The sequence below is a fragment of the Amycolatopsis sp. cmx-4-54 genome (genome assembly GCF_046548895.1).
Classification (GTDB): Bacteria; Actinomycetota; Actinomycetes; order Mycobacteriales; family Pseudonocardiaceae; genus Amycolatopsis.
This window is the reverse complement of sequence record NZ_JAEBEJ010000005.1, coordinates 125,120-142,578: the sequence shown is the minus strand read 5'-3', so window position 1 is coordinate 142,578 and position 17,459 is coordinate 125,120. Positions and strand designations below refer to the sequence as shown.

The 17,459-nt window shown below is 70.0% G+C and carries 13 protein-coding genes; 8 read left to right on the top strand and 5 right to left on the bottom strand.

Going from position 1 to position 17,459, the window contains the following annotated elements; all coding sequences use genetic code 11:
• Positions 1–8: 8 nt before the first annotated feature.
• The 5 genes from ACLJQ7_RS17870 to ACLJQ7_RS17850 all read left to right on the top strand — a co-directional run bounded on the left by ACLJQ7_RS17870 (position 9) and on the right by ACLJQ7_RS17850 (position 7,477).
• Positions 9–842, top strand: coding sequence for an urea amidolyase associated protein UAAP1 (locus ACLJQ7_RS17870; protein WP_410649329.1), 834 nt, complete (start codon positions 9–11; stop codon positions 840–842).
• Positions 839–1,450 carry an urea amidolyase associated protein UAAP2 gene (locus tag ACLJQ7_RS17865; RefSeq protein WP_410649328.1) on the top strand — a complete coding sequence of 204 codons (612 nt, stop codon included), beginning with the start codon at positions 839–841 and terminating at the stop codon, positions 1,448–1,450. The genes ACLJQ7_RS17870 and ACLJQ7_RS17865 overlap by 4 nt, the downstream gene beginning before the upstream one ends.
• Positions 1,447–5,022: an urea carboxylase gene (gene uca / locus ACLJQ7_RS17860; RefSeq protein ID WP_410649327.1), complete on the top strand. Its 3,576-nt coding sequence runs from the start codon at positions 1,447–1,449 to the stop codon at positions 5,020–5,022. The genes ACLJQ7_RS17865 and uca overlap by 4 nt, the downstream gene beginning before the upstream one ends.
• Entirely contained in the window at positions 5,019–6,632 is a 1,614-nt protein-coding gene (locus ACLJQ7_RS17855) for an allophanate hydrolase (RefSeq protein ID WP_410649326.1), read from the top strand. The genes uca and ACLJQ7_RS17855 overlap by 4 nt, the downstream gene beginning before the upstream one ends.
• A gap of 257 nt (positions 6,633–6,889) precedes the next feature.
• Positions 6,890–7,477: a D-alanyl-D-alanine carboxypeptidase family protein gene (locus tag ACLJQ7_RS17850; RefSeq protein WP_410649325.1), complete on the top strand. Its 588-nt coding sequence runs from the start codon at positions 6,890–6,892 to the stop codon at positions 7,475–7,477.
• A gap of 23 nt (positions 7,478–7,500) precedes the next feature.
• On the opposite strand, the gene bla is transcribed toward ACLJQ7_RS17850, so the two are convergent.
• Complete coding sequence (gene bla / locus ACLJQ7_RS17845) at positions 7,501–8,418, bottom strand: class A beta-lactamase (protein WP_410649324.1); 918 nt, start codon at positions 8,416–8,418, stop codon at positions 7,501–7,503.
• A 193-nt stretch (positions 8,419–8,611) separates the two neighbouring features.
• On the opposite strand from bla, the gene ACLJQ7_RS17840 reads away from it, so the two are divergent.
• Positions 8,612–9,883: a thiolase family protein gene (locus ACLJQ7_RS17840; RefSeq protein WP_410649323.1), complete on the top strand. Its 1,272-nt coding sequence runs from the start codon at positions 8,612–8,614 to the stop codon at positions 9,881–9,883.
• Between the two features lies 1 nt (position 9,884).
• Complete coding sequence (locus tag ACLJQ7_RS17835) at positions 9,885–11,996, top strand: 3-hydroxyacyl-CoA dehydrogenase NAD-binding domain-containing protein (RefSeq protein ID WP_410649322.1); 2,112 nt, start codon at positions 9,885–9,887, stop codon at positions 11,994–11,996.
• 155 nt (positions 11,997–12,151) lie between these two features.
• On the opposite strand, the gene ACLJQ7_RS17830 is transcribed toward ACLJQ7_RS17835, so the two are convergent.
• Positions 12,152–12,697 carry a permease-like cell division protein FtsX gene (locus tag ACLJQ7_RS17830; RefSeq protein WP_410649321.1) on the bottom strand — a complete coding sequence of 182 codons (546 nt, stop codon included), beginning with the start codon at positions 12,695–12,697 and terminating at the stop codon, positions 12,152–12,154.
• 78 nt (positions 12,698–12,775) lie between these two features.
• On the opposite strand from ACLJQ7_RS17830, the gene ACLJQ7_RS17825 reads away from it, so the two are divergent.
• Positions 12,776–14,383, top strand: coding sequence for a histidinol-phosphatase (locus tag ACLJQ7_RS17825; RefSeq protein ID WP_410649320.1), 1,608 nt, complete (start codon positions 12,776–12,778; stop codon positions 14,381–14,383).
• A 300-nt stretch (positions 14,384–14,683) separates the two neighbouring features.
• On the opposite strand, the gene ACLJQ7_RS17820 is transcribed toward ACLJQ7_RS17825, so the two are convergent.
• From ACLJQ7_RS17820 to ACLJQ7_RS17810, 3 genes are read right to left on the bottom strand one after another with little or no spacing between them, the layout of a single operon-like run.
• Positions 14,684–15,508 (bottom strand): aldo/keto reductase, encoded by an 825-nt coding sequence (locus tag ACLJQ7_RS17820; RefSeq protein ID WP_410649319.1) that lies wholly within the window; start codon positions 15,506–15,508, stop codon positions 14,684–14,686.
• Positions 15,509–15,534: 26 nt separating this feature from the next.
• Positions 15,535–16,662: a sensor histidine kinase gene (locus tag ACLJQ7_RS17815; protein WP_410649318.1), complete on the bottom strand. Its 1,128-nt coding sequence runs from the start codon at positions 16,660–16,662 to the stop codon at positions 15,535–15,537.
• Entirely contained in the window at positions 16,659–17,336 is a 678-nt protein-coding gene (locus tag ACLJQ7_RS17810) for a response regulator transcription factor (protein ID WP_007033550.1), read from the bottom strand. The genes ACLJQ7_RS17815 and ACLJQ7_RS17810 overlap by 4 nt, the downstream gene beginning before the upstream one ends.
• Between the last annotated feature and the right edge of the window lie 123 nt (positions 17,337–17,459).

Sequence of the window (17,459 nt, the reverse complement as noted above, 5' to 3'; positions counted from 1 at the left end):
AAGGTTCCATGAGCACGACATCGACCACGTACGGCGCTCGCGACCACGCCCGCGCCCAAGCGGGCACGGTGACCGAAGCGATGCCCGCCATCCCCGCGTCCACCTGGCCGGATCCGCCTCCCGGGATCGACCCGGCGAAGCTGGTCTGGGCCGAGACCGTCGCCGGTGGCGGCTACACCCACAAGGTCCTCGCCCGCGGCACAGAGCTGCGGCTGACCGACGTCGAGGGCGACGCCTGCGCGCATGTTCTGCTGTTCAACGCGGACCAGCCTTGGGAGCGGCTGAACGTCGCGGACACGGTGAAGGTCCAGTGGAACGCCTATCTCGGCGAGGCGATCGCCCTCCTTTCCGACCAGGCGCGGGTGCTCGCGACCGTCGTCACCGACGAGAGCGGGAAGCACGACGCCCTGTGCGGAACGTCCACTGTGGACGGTAACGCCGAGCGTTACGGCGACGGAAGCCCGCAGGGTGATTCGCCATCGGGGAACGCGCTGTTCACCCTCGCCGCCGCGAAACACGGCCTGACCCCGCGCGATCTGCCACCGAGCCTGTCCTTCTTCCAGGGTGTGCACGTGGAAGCCGACGGCGGGCTGACCTTCACCGGTTCGGCGGGTGCCGGCAAATCCGTGGTCCTGCGCACGGAACTCCCGGTGGTCGTCCTGATCGCCAACGTGGCGCATCCGCTCGACCCGCGTCCGGACTACACGGTCACCCCGCTGCGCGTCCTCGCGCAGCGCTCCGCTCCGTCCACTCCGGACAGTCCTGAATGGACTGCTTCGCCCGAGGCACAGCGCGCCTTCGAGAACACCGCCGACTACCTGACCGCAAGGGGCCTGGCATGACGATCATCTCCGACACCGAGGTCGCCGCGCGGGCGCCGTACTCCGCTGTGCTACGCAAGGGCGAAACGCTCGCGATCATCGATCTCGGCGGCAACCAGGCCGTCGACTTCCTCTGCTACGACGCCGCCGACACGGCGAAGAGATACAGCGCGGCCGCCACGATCGCCGCGCAGCGCAACATCTTCCTCACCACCGGCAGTGTCCTGCGCACCGGCGAGGGCGCGCCGCTGCTGACCGTCGTCGAGGACACGTGCGGACGGCACGACACGCTCGGCGGCGCCTGCAGCAAGGAGTCGAACAGCCTCCGCTACGGCCAGCACACGCGGTACCAGCACGCCTGCGTCGAGAACTTCCTGACCGAGGGCGCGAAATGGGGTCTCGGCAAACGGGATCTGGTCAGCAACGTCAACTGGTACATGAACGTGCCGGTGGAACAGGACGGCACGCTCGGCATCGTCGACGGCATCTCCGCGCCCGGCCTGGAGGTCAAGCTGCGCGCCGAGACCGACGTGCTCGTGCTGGTGTCGAACTGCCCGCAGATCAACAATCCGTGCAACGGCTTCGACCCGACGCCGGTCCGGATGATCGTCACCGGCGGTGGCGTGTGAAGCTGCTCGTCGCCAACCGGGGGGAAATCGCGGTCCGGATCATCCGGACGGCAAGGGAGATGGGCATTCCGACGGTCGCCGTCTACTCCGACGCCGACCGTACGGCCGCGCACGTACGGCTTGCCGACGAAGCCGTCCGGCTCGGCCCGGCGCCGGCGAGGGAGAGCTACCTCCTCGGCGACGCCGTCATCGAAGCCGCGGTGAAGACCGGGGCGGACACGATCCACCCGGGTTACGGCTTCCTGTCCGAGGACGCCGCTTTCGCCAGGGCGGTGGAAGCGGCCGGGATCCGGTTCGCCGGACCGGCCGCGGACCATCTCGAAGTCTTCGGCAGCAAGCACACCGCGCGGGCGAAGGCCGCCGAGGCCGGTGTCCCGATGCTGCCCGGCACCGGATTGCTGGACACCCTGGCCGACGCCGAAGCCGCGGCCGCCGAGGTCGGCTATCCGGTGATGCTCAAGGCCACCGGCGGTGGCGGCGGGATCGGCATGCGCGCCTGCGCGTCCGCCGTCGAACTGCGCGACGCCTGGGAAGCGGTGCAGAGCATCGCGGCCAAGAGCTTCTCGACCCCGGGCGTGTTCCTCGAACGGCTCGTGACGCACGCGCGGCACGTCGAGGTCCAGGTGTTCGGCGACGGCGCGGGCACCGTGCTGGCGCTCGGCACGCGGGACTGCACCCTGCAGCGACGTAACCAGAAGGTGCTCGAAGAGTGCCCCGCGCCGGGCCTGCCCGAAGCGGTGCGGGAGAAACTGGTCTCGTCGGCCGTCGACCTCTGCGCTTCCGTGCGCTATCGGTCGGCCGGGACGGTCGAATTCATCTACGACCCGGACCGTGAAGAGGCCGCGTTCCTCGAAGTGAACACGCGGCTTCAGGTCGAGCATCCGGTCACCGAAGCGGTGTACGGGATCGACCTGGTCGCGTGGATGCTCCGGCTCGCCGACGGCGACACCGGCATGTTCACGACCACGCCGTCACCGCGCGGGCACGCCGTCGAGGCGCGGGTCTACGCCGAGGACCCGGCCGCCGGGCACCGGCCGAGCGCGGGCCTGCTGACCCGCGCCGACTTCCCCGAAGGCGTCCGGGTGGACGGCTGGGTCGAGGCCGGGTCGACCGTGACGACGCATTACGATCCGCTGCTCACCAAGGTGATCACCGTCGGCACGGACCGATCCGAGGCCCTGTCCGCGCTGGTCGAGGCACTCGGCGAAAGCCGGGTGGACGGCGTCCGGACGAACCTCGGTCAGCTGCGCGCGGTCGCCGTGGATCAGCGGCTGCGCGACGTCACCCATGACACCGCGACGCTGGACACGATCGACGACCCCGAACCGCGGATCGAGGTCCTGCGGGGCGGCACGATGACCACCGTCCAGGACTGGCCGGGACGGCTGGGCTTCTGGCACGTGGGGGTCCCGCCGAACGGGCCGATGGACGATCTGTCCCTGCGGCTGGGCAACCGCGCGCTGGGCAATCCCGAAGGTGCGCCGGGCCTGGAGTGCACTGTGGACGGTGTCTCGCTGCGGTTCACCGGAGACGCAATCGTTTGCGTCACGGGATCGCCGTCACCGGTGACCGTCAACGGCGCAGCTGTTCCACAGTGGACGCCGGTCGAGATCCCCGCCGATGGCGTGCTCGACGTCGGCACCGGGACCGCCGGGCTCCGCGCCTACGTCCTCGTGCGCGGCGGGATCGACGTGCCGGACTTCCTGGGCAGCGCGGCGACGTTCACCCTCGGTGGTTTCGGCGGGCATGGCGGGCGCGCGCTGGCGACCGGGGACGTCCTCTACCCCGGTCCTCTTCCAGAGAAGGATGTCACCGGCCCGGTTCCCGAGACCGACCGCCCGGCTTTCGTGACGCACTGGGAGGTCGGCGCCTCGGAGGGACCGCACGCCGCGCCGGAGTTCTTCACCCCGGACGACGTCGAGACGTTCTACGCCACCGACTGGGAAGTGCACTTCAACTCCGCGCGCACCGGTGTCCGGCTCGTCGGGCCCCGGCCGCGCTGGGCGCGGGAAGACGGCGGCGAGGCCGGGCTGCACCCGTCGAACATCCACGACACGCCGTACGCGATCGGCGCCGTCGACTACACCGGCGACCTGCCGATCCTGCTGGGCCCGGACGGGCCGAGCCTGGGCGGGTTCGTCTGCCCGGCGACCGTGGTGACCGGGCAGCGCTGGAAGCTCGGCCAGTTGCGGCCGGGCGACACCGTGCGGTTCGTGCCGATCACCACCGAGCACGCGTCCTCCTTGCGGGATACGCCCCATACGGCGCTGAACGCGAGCCGGAAGCCGATCGACGACGGCGGCATCCTCGGTCGTCTGTCCACATCGGACGAGAACCCCGAGGTCACCTACCGGCGCAGCGGCGACGACAACCTGCTGATCGAGTACGGGCCGATGAAACTCGACCTGGCGCTGCGGATGCGGGTTCACGCTCTGGCCGACAGGCTGGCCAAGGAGGGGCTCGACGGCGGCGGCGGTGTCATCGACTTGACCCCGGGCATCCGCTCGCTCCAGGTCCACGTCGACCCGGATGTGCTCCCGGTGCCGAAGCTGCTCGGCCTCGTGCAGGAGGTGGAGCACGATCTGCCGCGCACCGCCGATCTCGTGGTGCCGAGCCGCACCGTGCGGCTGCCGTTGTCGTGGGACGACCCGGCGACGCGCGAGGCGATCGAGCGGTACATGGCGGGTGTACGCGACGACGCGCCGTGGTGTCCGTGGAACATCGAGTTCATCCGGCGGGTCAACGGTCTGTCCAGTGTGGACGACGTCTACCGCACGGTGTTCGACGCGGAGTACCTGGTGCTCGGGCTCGGCGACGTCTATCTCGGCGCGCCGGTGGCCACCCCGCTGGACCCGCGGCACCGGCTGGTGACCACGAAGTACAACCCGGCGCGCACCTGGACCGCGGAGAACTCCGTCGGCATCGGCGGCTCGTACCTGTGCATCTACGGGATGGAAGGCCCCGGCGGGTACCAGTTCGTCGGGCGGACCGTGCAGGTGTGGAGCGGCTGGCGGCAACGCGGGTCGTTCGAGCCGGGTTCGCCGTGGCTGCTGCGCTTCTTCGACCGGATCTCGTGGTATCCGGTGACCGCCGAGGAACTACTGGAGCTGCGGGCACAGAGTTCGGCGGGAGAACTGGAACTCGACATCACCGACGGCGAGTTCGCGCTGGCGGACCACGAGCGGTTCCTGGCCGACAACGCCGCCGACATCGCCTCGTTCCGGGCGAGGCAGAGCGCGGCGTTCGAGGCGGAGCGGCAAGCTTGGGCGGCGGCGGGCGAATTCGACCCGCGGCCGGAACCCGTCGGAGCCAAGGTCCCGACCACGAAGGTCGAGGCCCCGCCCGGTGGGCACGTCGTCGAGGCACCGTTCGCCGCGACCGTCTGGCGGGTGGACGTCGAACCCGGCAAGAAGGTCGACCCGGCGGAGACGCTGGTGATCCTCGAAGCGATGAAGACCGAGGCGCGAATCCCCGCGCCCGCCGCCGGGGAGGTCGTCGAGGTGCTCGTCTCCCCCGGTGATCAGGTCGCCCCCGGCACGCCGCTGGTGGTACTGGGAAGGAGCGCGGGATGAGCGTGCTGGAGCGGGTGCGCGCCGCGTACCACCGGATCGCGCGGGTCGACCGGCCCGAGATCTGGATCGGCCTGCGTCCCGAACCGGACGTGCTCGCCGACGCGGAGAAACTGGAAGCCCGTCGCGCGGCGGGGGAATCCTTGCCACTGTACGGGAAACTGGCCGCGGTCAAGGGCAACATCGACGTCGCCGGGCTGCCGACGACAGCGGCGTGCCCCGAGTACGCCTACCTGCCCGCCGAGGACGCGCCGGTGGTGGCGCGGCTGCGCGCGGCCGGGGCGTTGATCCTGGGCACGACCAATCTGGACCAGTTCGCGACCGGGCTGGTCGGCACGCGCAGCCCGCACGGCGCGGTCCGGAACGCGATCGACCCGGCGTACGTTTCCGGCGGGTCGAGTTCGGGCTCCGCGGTCGCGGTGGCGCTCGGGATCGCGGATCTCGCGCTGGGCACCGACACCGCCGGCTCGGGTCGGGTTCCGGCGGCGTTCAACGGGATCGTCGGGCTGAAGCCGACGCGGGGGCTGCTGCCGACGGCCGGTGTCGTGCCCGCGTGCGCGAGCATCGACTGCGTGACCGTGTTCGCGCGGACGGTCGATGAGGCTTCGGCGGCGTTCACCTGTCTCAGCGAGCCTCGGGACCTACCGGTGCTGAACCGGCCTTCCCGGGTCGGCGTGCCGTCCGAGGTGGGGCCGCTGCAGGACGGGTGGGCCGAAGCGTTTTCCGCGGCGGCTCACGAATTCCGCGACGCGGGCGCCGAACTGGTCACTGTCGACATATCGGCGTTCCTGGCCGCCGCGCGTCTGCTGTACGAGGGCGCCTTCGTGGCCGAGCGGTACTCGGCGGTCGGTGAGTTCATCGAGGCCCACCCGGACGTCGTCGATCCGTCCGTGCGGCGGATCATCGGCGCGGCGAAGGACATCCCGGCCCACCGGTTGTTCTCCGACCTCGCGACGCTCGAGGATCTTTCACGGGAAGCGTCGGCCGTTTTGTCCACTGTGGACTGTGTCCTGCTGCCCACGACGACGGAACACCCGACGATCGCCGACGTCGAAGCCGATCCGCTGGGCGTGAACGCCCGGCTGGGCCGGTTCACGAACTCGACGAATCTGCTGGGCCTGTCGTCGCTGGCCGTGCCCGCCGGCACCGTCGGCGGGCTGCCGTTCGGGGTGATGCTCGTCGGCGCCGCGTACGCCGACCGGATCCTCGCCGACGTCGCCCACTCGGTGCCGCGGCGGACGCGGATCGCCGTCGTCGGTGCCCATCTGCGCGGGCAGCCGCTGAACCACGAGCTGACCTCGCGGGGTGGCAGGTTCGTTTCCGCCGGACCGACCGCGGCGGAGTACCGGCTGTTCGCGCTGGACACCGTGCCACCGAAGCCCGGTCTCGTCCGGGTCGCTTCGGGCGGCGCGGCGATCGAGGCCGAGGTGTGGGACCTGCCTTTGGGCGGTTTCGGCGAGTTCGTGGCGGGCGTTCCCGCGCCGCTGGCGATCGGGAAGGTGCGGCTGGCCGACGGGAGCGAGGTGTCCGGGTTCGTCTGCGAGCCGGGCGCGGTGGAGGGCGCCGAGGACATCACGGGGTACGGCGGGTGGCTGGGGTACCTGAGCCGCTGAGTCACGTCGATCCACCCCGGTACCATGACCCTCTGCTCACCTGAGGTCCGTGAAGGCCTCCTTGAGGGACTCTGGGTCCCTCAAGGAGGCCTTCACGGACCGCGGCGGGAATCAATCGCCACTCACGACCACCTGCACCCAAGGCTCCGTGGCCGCTCCCTCTGAACAGGGCTTTTCCGATTTGGTTGGCTTACCGGGGCGTTCTGGGAACAACCTCACAAACCCTGGCGCCTCGTCAGCTGCTGGGTAGCTTCGGAGTGGTGCCGACCACATCCACCTCCAGCCGCCGGACCGCGATCAGTGTGCTCGTGGCGCTGGGTCTCGTCGTGGCCGCGATGGTGACGCTGGGCGCCACCGGCCTGGCCGCCAAGCCGGTGAACGGGCAGGCGCTCGCGGTCCTGGAAGAGGTTCCCGGACCCGAGTCCGGCCCGACGTGCGCCGTCGACAAGCGTTATGTCGACGAAGAGACCTTCGGCATGCGCCCGGACGTGATCGATGCGTGGAACGCCCTGCGCGCCAAGGCCAAAGCACAGAACATCACGCTCTGCGTGAACGACGGCAAACGCAGCCGGAGCCAGCAGCAGCGCGAGTTCGACAAGGCCGTCGAGCGGTTCGGCTCCGTGGAGCAGGCCAAGAAGTGGGCGCTGCAACCGGAGACGTCCATGCACGTCAAGGGAATCGCCGTCGACATCCAGCCGCTGAACTCGGCCGCGTGGGTCGACAAGAACGGCGGCGCGCTCGGTTGGTGCCGCCGCTACGACAACGAGAAATGGCACTTCGAGTACGACCCGGCCTACAAGACCGGCGGCTGCCCAGCCCTGCTTCCCAGCGCCACCGGCAACTAACGCGTAACTCGCGTGAGTTCGGCCTAAGCCAGCGTTTCGGCCACGTACTTCGCGGCCTCGGCGAGCAGTGCCTGGTCGTACGGAGCGTCCTTGGCCGCCTTGCTGGACATGATCGCGACGACGAGCGGCGCCTTGTCCGGCGGCCATACGACGGCGATGTCGTTCAGCGTGCCGTAGTCGCCGGTCCCGGTCTTGTCGGCGACGGTCCAGCCCGGCGGCAGACCCGCCCGGATCCGCTGGGCGCCGGTGGTGTTGCGCTGGAAGAGGTCGCGCAGGAAGTCCCGTTTGTCGGATGGCAGCGCGTCGCCCAGCACGATCTCCCGGTAGTCGGCGGCGAAGGCCCGCGGTGTCGTGGTGTCGCGCGGGTCGCCCGGGGTGGCCTCGGTGATGGCCGGTTCGACGCGGTCCATCCGGGTGACGGTGTCGCCGAGGCTGCGCGTGAACGCCGTCAGTTCGCCGGGGCCGCCGAGGTCCCGCAGTAAAAGATTGCCCGCGGTACCGTCGCTGAATCGGATCGCGGCGTCGCACAGCTGGCGGATCGTCATGCCGGTGGCCACGTGCCGCCCGGTGACCGGAGCGTGCTTCATCAGGTCGCCGCGCGAGTATTCGACCCGGGTTTCCAGATGGGACAACGGATTGCGCTGCAGAACCGCGGCGGCGGCCACCCCTTTGAACGTCGAGCAGAACGCGAAGCGCTCGTCGGCGCGGTGCTCGACCGTGGCGCCGCCTCCGGTGTCGACCGCGTACACGCCGAGCCTGGCGTCGAACTTCTTCTCCAGCTCCATCAAGCGGTCATGGAACTGACGCGTGGTGGGCGGCGGAGAAGGCGGAGGGGACGAAGGGCTCGGAGGCGGAGTCCCGCGAGTACAAGCGGCCAGCGACGCGGCGACCGCCATCCCGAGCAGCGCACGACGGGTGACGGCCGGCCCCGGCGAGTTCATCGTGATCCCTCCCCCTGATCACGTCGAACATAGCAACTTCCCCACCACTCCCGGATCGGCCAAGCGGCCGAGCCGGGCGGCCCGGTGAACCCGGGAGTGTGCCTTCCCCCACTCGACCGGGCCACCATCCTGGTTACCGACCGGTAACCAGGGCTAGGGTGCGGTCAGGACTACCTCTACTTCAGGAGCATTCGTGGCCGCAGGAGCAACACCGCTCGCGCCGAACGCGCGGTCGGTACGCAATGTCGCCTTCGTCGAAGGGGTGCGAACGCCCTTCGGCAAGGCAGGCGAAAAGGGTATGTACGCCGGCACCCGTGCCGACGATCTCGTCGTCAACGCCATCCGTGAACTGCTGCGGCGGCATCCCGAGCTGCCGCCCGAACGCGTCGACGAGGTGGCGATCGCCGCCACCACCCAGATCGGGGACCAGGGCCTGACCATCGGCCGCACCGCCGCGCTGCTGGCCGGCCTGCCGAAGTCGGTGCCCGGCTTCGCGCTGGACCGCATGTGCGCGGGCGCGATGACCGCGGTCACCACGACCGCGAGCGGGATCGGCTTCGGCGCGTACGACATCGCCATCGCCGGCGGCGTCGAGCACATGGGCCGCCACCCGATGGGCGAGGGCGTCGACCCGAACCCGCGCATCATCGCCGACAAGCTCGTCGACCCGACGGCGCTCGTCATGGGCCAGACCGCGGAGAACCTGCACGACCGGTTCCCCGAGATCACCAAGCAGCGCACCGACGCCTTCGCCGCGCGCAGCCAGGAGAAGTACGCCGAAGCGGTGAAGACCGGCAAGATCGGCCCCGAGCTGGTCCCGGTCGCCACCCGCTCCAAGGAACTGGGCTCCGCTGATGCGGCCTCGACGGGAAAGAGTGTCTCGGCCTGGGGCCTCGCTACCGAAGACGAGCCGCCCCGCCCCGGCACCACCGTCGAGCAGCTCGCCGGGCTGAAAACGCCGTTCCGCCCGCACGGCCGGATCACCGCGGGCAACGCGGCCGGTCTCAACGACGGCGCCACCGCGGCCCTGCTCGCCGACGAGGACACCGCCCGCGAGCTCGGCCTGCCGATCGGCATGCGCCTGGTGGGCTACGCCTTCGCGGGCGTCGAGCCGGAGGTCATGGGCATCGGCCCGGTGCCCGCCACCGAGAAGCTGTTCAAGCGCACCGGCCTGTCGATCGACGACATCGGCCTGTTCGAGATCAACGAGGCGTTCGCCGTCCAGGTGCTCGCGTTCCTCGACCACTTCGGCATCGCCGACGACGACCCCCGCGTCAACCAGTGGGGTGGCGCGATCGCCTGCGGTCACCCGCTCGCGTCCTCCGGCGTCCGGCTGATGACGCAGCTCTCGCGTCAGTTCGCCGAGCGCCCCGACGTGCGCTATGGCCTGACCACCATGTGCATCGGCATCGGCATGGGCGGCACCGTGATCTGGGAGAACCCGGCCTTCGAGGGGGCGAAGTAACATGACTTTCACCGCTGAGCAGGCGAAAGCCGCCTTCCCCGACGAGGTCGTCACGAACGCGGTCACACGGCTGGTGAAGGTGCCCGGCCTCGGCAAGCCGGTCGCGCTGATCACCCTGGACAACGGCCACGACCACACCCGGCCGAACACCTTCGGCCCGCAGGGCCTGGTGAGCCTCAACGCCGCGATCGACGCCGCCTTCGCCGCGGAACCCGCCGCGATCGCGGTCACCGGCAAGCCGTTCATCTTCGCCGTCGGTGCCGACCTTTCCGGTGTCGAAGCGGTCGCGGATCCGGCGCTGGCGCGGGAGATCGCGCAGACCGGGCACGACGTGTTCCGGCGGCTCACCGAGACCGAGATCCCGACCTTCGGGTTCGTCAACGGCGCGGTGATGGGCGGCGGGCTCGAACTCGCGCTCTCCTGCCACTACCGGACGCTTTCGGAGAACACCGCCGCGATCGCGTTCCCCGAGGTCTTCCTCGGCCTGTTCCCGGGTTGGGGTGGCACACAGCTGCTGCCGAACCTGATCGGCCCGGACGCCGCGGTCACCGTGATCATCGAGAACGCGCTCGCGCAGAACAAGATGCTCAAGGTCGCGCAGGCGGCGGAGCTCGGCATCGTCGACGAGGTCTTCGGCTCGGCCGACTACCTGGAACAGTCGCTGCTGTGGCTGGCGAAGGTCGTCAACGGCGAGATCACCCCCGCCCGCCGCGAGATCGACCGCGGCGCGGGCTGGGACGCCGCGATCGCCCGCGCCAAGGCCATTGTGGACGGACGCACCAAGGGCGCGTCCCCCGGCGCGACCAAGGCCGTCGAGCTGCTGGAGCTGGCCCGCGAGAACGATCTGGACCGCGGTTACGCGGCCGAGACCGACGGGCTCGCCGAACTGCTGATGGACGACACCCTGCGCGCCGGGCTGTACTCGTTCAACCTGGTCAACAAACGCGCCAAGCGGCCGGCGGGCGCGCCGGACAAGTCGCTGGCGCGCAAGGTGAACAAGGTCGGCATCGTCGGCGCGGGCCTGATGGCCAGCCAGATGGCGCTGTTGTTCGTCCGCCGCCTCAAGGTGCCCGTGGTGCTCACCGACGTCGACCAGGAACGCGTCGACAAGGGTGTGTCCTATGTGCACGGTGAGATCGACAAGCTGCTGGCCAAGAAGCGGGTTTCGCCGGACGGCGCGAACCGGCTGAAGGCGCTCGTCACCGGCTCGCTCGACAAGTCCGCGTTCGCCGACGCCGACTTCGTGATCGAGGCGGTGTTCGAGGAGCTGGGCGTCAAGCAGAAGGTCTTCGCCGACCTGGAGCAGTACGTCTCGCCCGAGGCGATCCTCGCGACGAACACGTCGTCGCTGTCGATCACCGCGATGGCGTCGCAGCTCAAGCACCCGGAACGTGTGGTCGGGTTCCACTTCTTCAACCCGGTCGCGGTGATGCCGCTGCTGGAGATCGTCCGCGCGGAGAAGACCGACGACGCCGCGCTGGCGACGGCGTTCGCGCTCGGCAAGCAGCTCAAGAAGTCGAGCGTGCTGGTCAAGGACGCGTCCGCGTTCGTGGTCAACCGGCTGCTGCTGCGCTTCCTCGGCGAGGTGCTGGTGACCGTCGACGAAGGCACGCCGTTCGAGGTCGCGGACAAGGCACTCGAGCCGCTGGGCCTGCCGATGACGCCGCTGACGCTGATGCAGCTCGTCGGGCCCGCGATCGCCCTGCACGTCGGGGAGACCCTGCACGAGGCGTTCCCGGACCGGTTCACCGTCAGCGAGAACCTCGACCGCTTCGTCAAGGCGGGCAAGAAGGGCGTCTGGCAGTGGGACGCTCACGGCAACGCCACCGTCGACCCCGAGGTGGCCGAACTCTGGCAGCAGGGTGACGCGCCGTCGACGTCGGAGCAGGTGCGTGACCGCGCGCTGGCCGCGATCGCGGAGGAGATCCGGATCATGCTCGACGAGGGCGTGGTGGCGGAGGCGCAGGACATCGACCTGTGCCTGATCCTCGGCGCAGGCTGGCCGTTCTGGCTCGGCGGCATCACGCCGTACCTGGATCGGGCGGGCGTGTCCGAGAAGGTCAACGGCAAGCCGTTCCTGGCCCCGGGTGTGGCGAGCGTGCCGCTCTCCTGAGCGTCGCCGAAAGGCCACCGTCGGCGATCTCTTGATCGCCGGCGGTGGTTTTCACGTTTTCCGTGGATTTGATGGCGGACAGCTACGTTTCCATGAAATCCTGGGCTTGTACGGGAAAGTTCGTCTCCCCGGCCATCCCCCGGGGAGACGGGCCGTCAGCGTTCCCCTGAGGGCGGGCAGGGCGGCGGCGTGGTCGTCATCTGAGCGGCGATCCGCGCGGGATCGAGCACTTCGACCTTCTCCGCCTTGGGGAACCGCTGCCGCAGCTCGTTCGCCCACGCTTCGACGTCGGTTCCGGCCACGGGCACGAGATGGACGGCCGCGGGGAGCAGGTCCGGCGTCGCCAGCTCCAGCATGTCCGGCCGGTCCGCGAAGAGCTTCTTGAAGCGCTCGTACGCCTGCGCCTTGGTTTCGGTGAGCACCCGGCGGGCCTTCGGATCGTCCTGGAGCGCCTGAGCGGCGACGGCCATGTCCGCGTCGGGACCGACGGCCATGAGCAACCGGAGCCCGCAGAGTTCCCGCTCCCCCAGAGGAACGGGCACGGTGTCCCGGGGCAGCGCCGCCGGGGCGGGCGCATCGGTGACCCGGTTCACGACGATGACGGCCGTCGTCACGCCCGCCGCGACGACCAGGACCGCGACGACTCCGACCACCCAGAGCAACCGCCGCGGCGCCTTGGGTGTCGGTTCCGGTTCTTCCACAGGGACGATCATCACACGGCGCGGTTCATTCGCCGTGCGGACATCACCCGTTCAGCCGGGCTCTTTACCGTGCCGCCGGTGAACAGCCAAAAACCCGGCGTCGACCGCCGCGGATTCCTCAAGCGCGCGGGCCTCGTGTCCGCGGCGGCCGCGGGCGCCCCGCTCGCCGCCACCGCCCCGGCGGAAGCCCTCGACCTGAATCTCGACCTCGACATCGATGTCAACCTGCTCTTCGGCCGGGACCGCTACCGGTGGCTGGTGGGCGATCACCACATCCACACGCAGTACTCCTACGACGCGATGTACACAGTGGACGGAATCGCCGTCGACGCCCGCCGTCACGGGGCCGACTGGGCGGTGATCACCGATCACGGCCACGCCGCACACGAGAGGTCGTCGGTGGAGCGCACGGACGCCGCTATCCGGGCGGCGCGGCGCGAGCACCCCGATCTCCTGCTGTGGCAAGGCATGGAGTGGAACGTGCCGGGCGCCGAGCACGCGACGCTGTTCTTCCAGGCGGGTGCGGACCAGGCCGCGAAACTGCGTGAGTTCGAGCGCGCCTTCGACTGGCGGCTGACCGGGACCGAGCCGGGCACCCCGGACAACGAAGCGCTGGCCGTCGCGGCGATCCGCTGGCTCGCCGCCGAAGAGCGGGCCCGCCGGATCCACGCGCCGGTGGTGGTCGTCAACCACCCGCTGCGCAACGGCCGGATCGCCCCGCACGAGATCCGCGCGCTGCGCGACGCCGCGCCCGGGATCGTCATCGGTATGGAAGGCGCGCCGGGGGCACAGGCCGACGGCTTCCCGAAACCGCTCGGGAGCGGCGGTGGCGCGCGTGGCGGTTACGGCAACTCCCCCGGTTCGAACTCGTGGCCGGGTTTCCCGGAGTCCGCCTACCGCACCTACGGCGGCTTCGACTGGAGCACCGCGACCGTCGGCGGGCTCTGGGATTCGCTGCTGGCCGAAGGAAAGCCGTGGTGGATCACCAGCAACTCCGACTCGCACTACAACCGCGGCGACACCCACGTCCGGCCCGGCGTCCCGGACGGGTACTACGACGAGCACGGCGCCTACCCGGACCCGATCGACACCGGCGTCCCGCAGACTCTGCCCCCGTACGCGGACTTCGCGCCCGCCGAGTTCAGCCGGACCGTCGTCGGTGTGTCGCGCCGAAGCCACGAAGGTGTGTTGGAGGGCCTGCGCGCGGGACGCGTCTGGGTGGTTCACGGCGGGCTCGCGCAGGAACTGGATTTCGCCGCCTACAGCGGCTGGAGTTCGGCGACGATGGGCGGCAGGCTGCGGGTCCGGCGCGGATCCGACGTCACGGTCGTCGTCTCCGCGAAGCTGGCCACCCGGCCGAACGGCGGCGGCACGACCCCCCGGCTCGCGCGGCTCGACCTCGTTTCGGGACCGGTGACCGGCCCGGCCGCCGACCGCGACACGCAGACCGCCCCGGGCACACGGGTCGTGCGGTCCTTCGAACCGCGGTGGGCGCCGGGCAGGCGGGTCGCCTTCCGGCACACCTTCCGCAACGTGCGTGAGCCGTTCTTCGTGCGCACACGCGGAACGGACGGCAAGAAGCACGTGCCCGGCGGGATCGAGCCGAGCGCCGACGTGATCGGGCAGTCGAACCCGTTCGAAGACCTGTGGCTGTACGGGAACCCGATCTTCGTGGACGTGCGGTAGTCCTTGCCAAGGTCCCGAAACCTCGCGTGACCCGGTCGCCACAGGATCCGACGCGCCTACGACTGTCCATAGGGACCGCACTTCGGCTTTCGGCGCCCGTTTTGCGCTGGGGTCGTGAGTGGTAAAGAGGGTTAGAACGACCATTACCACTCACGACCCCCGCGCGAAGCCCCCAACGCGGACACCCGACCAGACCCTGGTGTCCTTTATGGACAATCGGCGTCGCGATCGGCTTGCCGCGCTGGTCCGCCGGGTGCCTCTTACCGCATTTGGAGGACGAAATGCGGTAAGAGGCATCGCCTACGCGCCCAGCTTGTCGGGATCCGGGCCCAGCCGCTTCCCTTGCTCGAGCGTCGCGATCGCGGCGCCGTCGTGCGCGTCGAGCGCGAAGTCGAAGACGTCCATGTTCTCCTTGATCCGTTCCGGCGTGACGGATTTCGGGATCACCAGGTGATTCATCTCGACATGCCAACGCAGCACGATCTGTGCCGGCGTCTTGCCGTGTTTCTCCGCGATCGTGGTGATCTTCTCGTCGGCGAGCAGATCCCCGCCGCGCGCCAGCGGACCCCACGCCTCGGTGACGATCTCGTGCTTCTCGTGGAAGTTCCGCAGCAACGGCTGCTGCAGCCACGGATGACATTCGATCTGGTTCACCGCCGGGAGGATGCCGGTCTCCTCGATCAGCCGCTCCAGATGCGGGATCTGGAAGTTCGAGACACCAATCGCCTTCGCCCGGCCGTCGGAGGCGATCTTTTCCAGCGCCCGCCACGTTTCCACGTACTTGTCCTGCGACGGCAGCGGCCAGTGGATCAGGTACAGGTCGACGTACTCGAGACCGAGTTCGCTCAGGCTCGTGTCGAAGGCACGCAACGCCGAGTCGTAGCCGTGCTCGGTGTTCCACAGTTTCGTGGTGACGAACAGTTCCTCGCGGGGCAGCCCGCTGGTGCGGACGGCCTCGCCGACGCCGCGTTCGTTGGCGTACAGGGTCGCCGTGTCGATGGCCCGGTAACCCGCCTCGATGGCGGTGCGAACCGCGCCCACGACCTCGTCGTCGCCGATCTTGTACACCCCGAACCCGAGTTGCGGGAGGGACGTTCCGTTGTTCAGCCGAATACTGGGAACCATGCTTGAACCGTAACCCGCGCCGGGGGTCAGGGCAGAGCGGGCAGGTGCACGGTCACCGAAAGACCGCCGCCCACAACGGGTTCCGCGGACACCGTGCCGCCGTGCGCCTGCACCGCGGCCCGCACGATCGAAAGGCCCAGCCCGGCGCCGGTGCGGGCGGTCCTGGCGACGCCGGCGCGGCGGAACGGTTCGAACAGTTCGGGGACCGCGGCCGGGTCGAGCAGCCCGCCGGACGACCGCACCCGCAGCACCGACCACTGTGGACCCGCCTGCGTGACGACGTCCAGCCAGCCGCCGTCGACGTTATGCCGCACGGCGTTCTCCAGCAGGTTCCCGGCGATCCGTTCCAGCAGCGCCGGATCGCCGAACGTCGGCGCTCCCTGGGTCGCGAATTCGGCGCGGAGGCCGCGTTTCTCCGCGTCCGGCCGCGCCGCGCGCCACGCGCTCGCGACGATCACCGCGAGATCGACCGGTTCCCTCGCCACCAGCCCCGCGCCGTCCGTGCGCGCGAGCAGCAGCAGCGAACCGACCAGCCGCTCGGCGCGCTCGGTCGCGTCGCGGACCACACCCGCCATCCGGCGTAATTCGGCTTCGTCCGCGTGCTCGTCGGCCAGGGTGACGTCGAGTTCGGTGCGGATGACCGCGAGCGGTGTCCGCAGTTCGTGGCTGGCGTTCGCGACGAAATGCCGTTGCGCGTCGAACGCGGCCTGCAGCCGGTCGAGCATGTCGTCGAAGGTCTCGGCAAGTTCGGCGAGTTCGTCCTTCGTGCGGACCTCGCCGATCCGCTCCCCCATCGATTCGATCGACAGGCGCCGCGCGGTACCGGTGATCTCGCGCAGCGGCCGCAGGACGCGCGCGGTGAACGTCCACGCGAGGATCCCCGCCGCCAGCACGACGAAACAGAACGCGACCGCGCCGAAGAGCAGTACCCGGTTCGTGGCGTACACCCGTAGGTGCTCGGTGACGGCGGACGCGTCGACGTCGACGCCGTCGACCCGCACCGTGGTGCCCGGCGGAAGCTGCGGGACGGCGGAAACCGCGTCGCCGACCAGATTCCAGGTCAGCCAGAGCAACAGGAGGCTGACCAGTGCCACCAGCCCGGTCGCGAGCAGCGTGACCCGCGCGCGCAGGCTGCGGGCACCGGACAGGTTCACCCGCGTGCGGTCCCCTGCTCCGGCACCCGGTAGCCGGAGCCGACGACGGTCTCGATGATGCCCGGCTCACCGAGTTTCTTGCGCAGTGTCATCACGGTGACCCGCACGGTGGTGGTGAACGGGTCGGCGTTCTCGTCCCACACGCGTTCGAGCAGTTCCTCACTGCTGACCACCGAACCGGCGGCCGACAGCAGGACCTCCAGGACACCGAACTCCTTGCGGGTCAGCTCGACGGGACCGCTCGCGCGGCGGACGGTCCGCCTCGCCGGGTCCAGTTCGACGTCGCCCGAAGTCAGCAGCGGCGGCGCGGCCGGGGTCGCGCGGCGGCCGAGCGCCCGCACGCGTGCGACGAGTTCGGGGAAGGCGAACGGTTTGGCGAGATAGTCGTCGGCGCCGAGGGAAAGCCCGTCGACACGGTCCGAGACGGAACTGCTCGCGGTCAGCATCAGGACGCGGGTCAGCTCGCCGGACGCGACGATCTCGCGGCACAGGTCGTCACCGGACATGCCGGGCAGGTCGCGGTCGAGCAGCACGACGTCGTACCGGGTGACGGCGGCCTTCTCGTGCCCGTCGTCACCGGTGAGCGCGATGTCCACCGCCATACCCTCGCGCCGCAGGCCGCGTGCGATCGCGTCGGCGAGGGGTTCTTCGTCTTCGACTACCAGAATTCGCACGACCCTACGTTGCCATAGATTCCTGAGAGTGACCTTATTGGACTCGTGAGACTCGACCGCCTCCGTACCGACGCTCCGTGCCGCCCGAAGTACATGAAGGCCTCCTTCCTTGCGCCTGGCGCA

What these genes read in the sequence shown, in the direction of transcription:
- bla (WP_410649324.1), bottom strand. Translation starts at nt 8,418, where the DNA reads ATGAACTCGCCGGGGCCGGCCGTCACCCGTCGTGCGCTGCTCGGGATG.
- ACLJQ7_RS17870 (WP_410649329.1), top strand. Translation starts at nt 9, where the DNA reads ATGAGCACGACATCGACCACGTACGGCGCTCGCGACCACGCCCGCGCC.
- ACLJQ7_RS17820 (WP_410649319.1), bottom strand. Translation starts at nt 15,508, where the DNA reads ATGGTTCCCAGTATTCGGCTGAACAACGGAACGTCCCTCCCGCAACTC.
- ACLJQ7_RS17835 (WP_410649322.1), top strand. Translation starts at nt 9,885, where the DNA reads ATGACTTTCACCGCTGAGCAGGCGAAAGCCGCCTTCCCCGACGAGGTC.
- ACLJQ7_RS17855 (WP_410649326.1), top strand. Translation starts at nt 5,019, where the DNA reads ATGAGCGTGCTGGAGCGGGTGCGCGCCGCGTACCACCGGATCGCGCGG.
- ACLJQ7_RS17865 (WP_410649328.1), top strand. Translation starts at nt 839, where the DNA reads ATGACGATCATCTCCGACACCGAGGTCGCCGCGCGGGCGCCGTACTCC.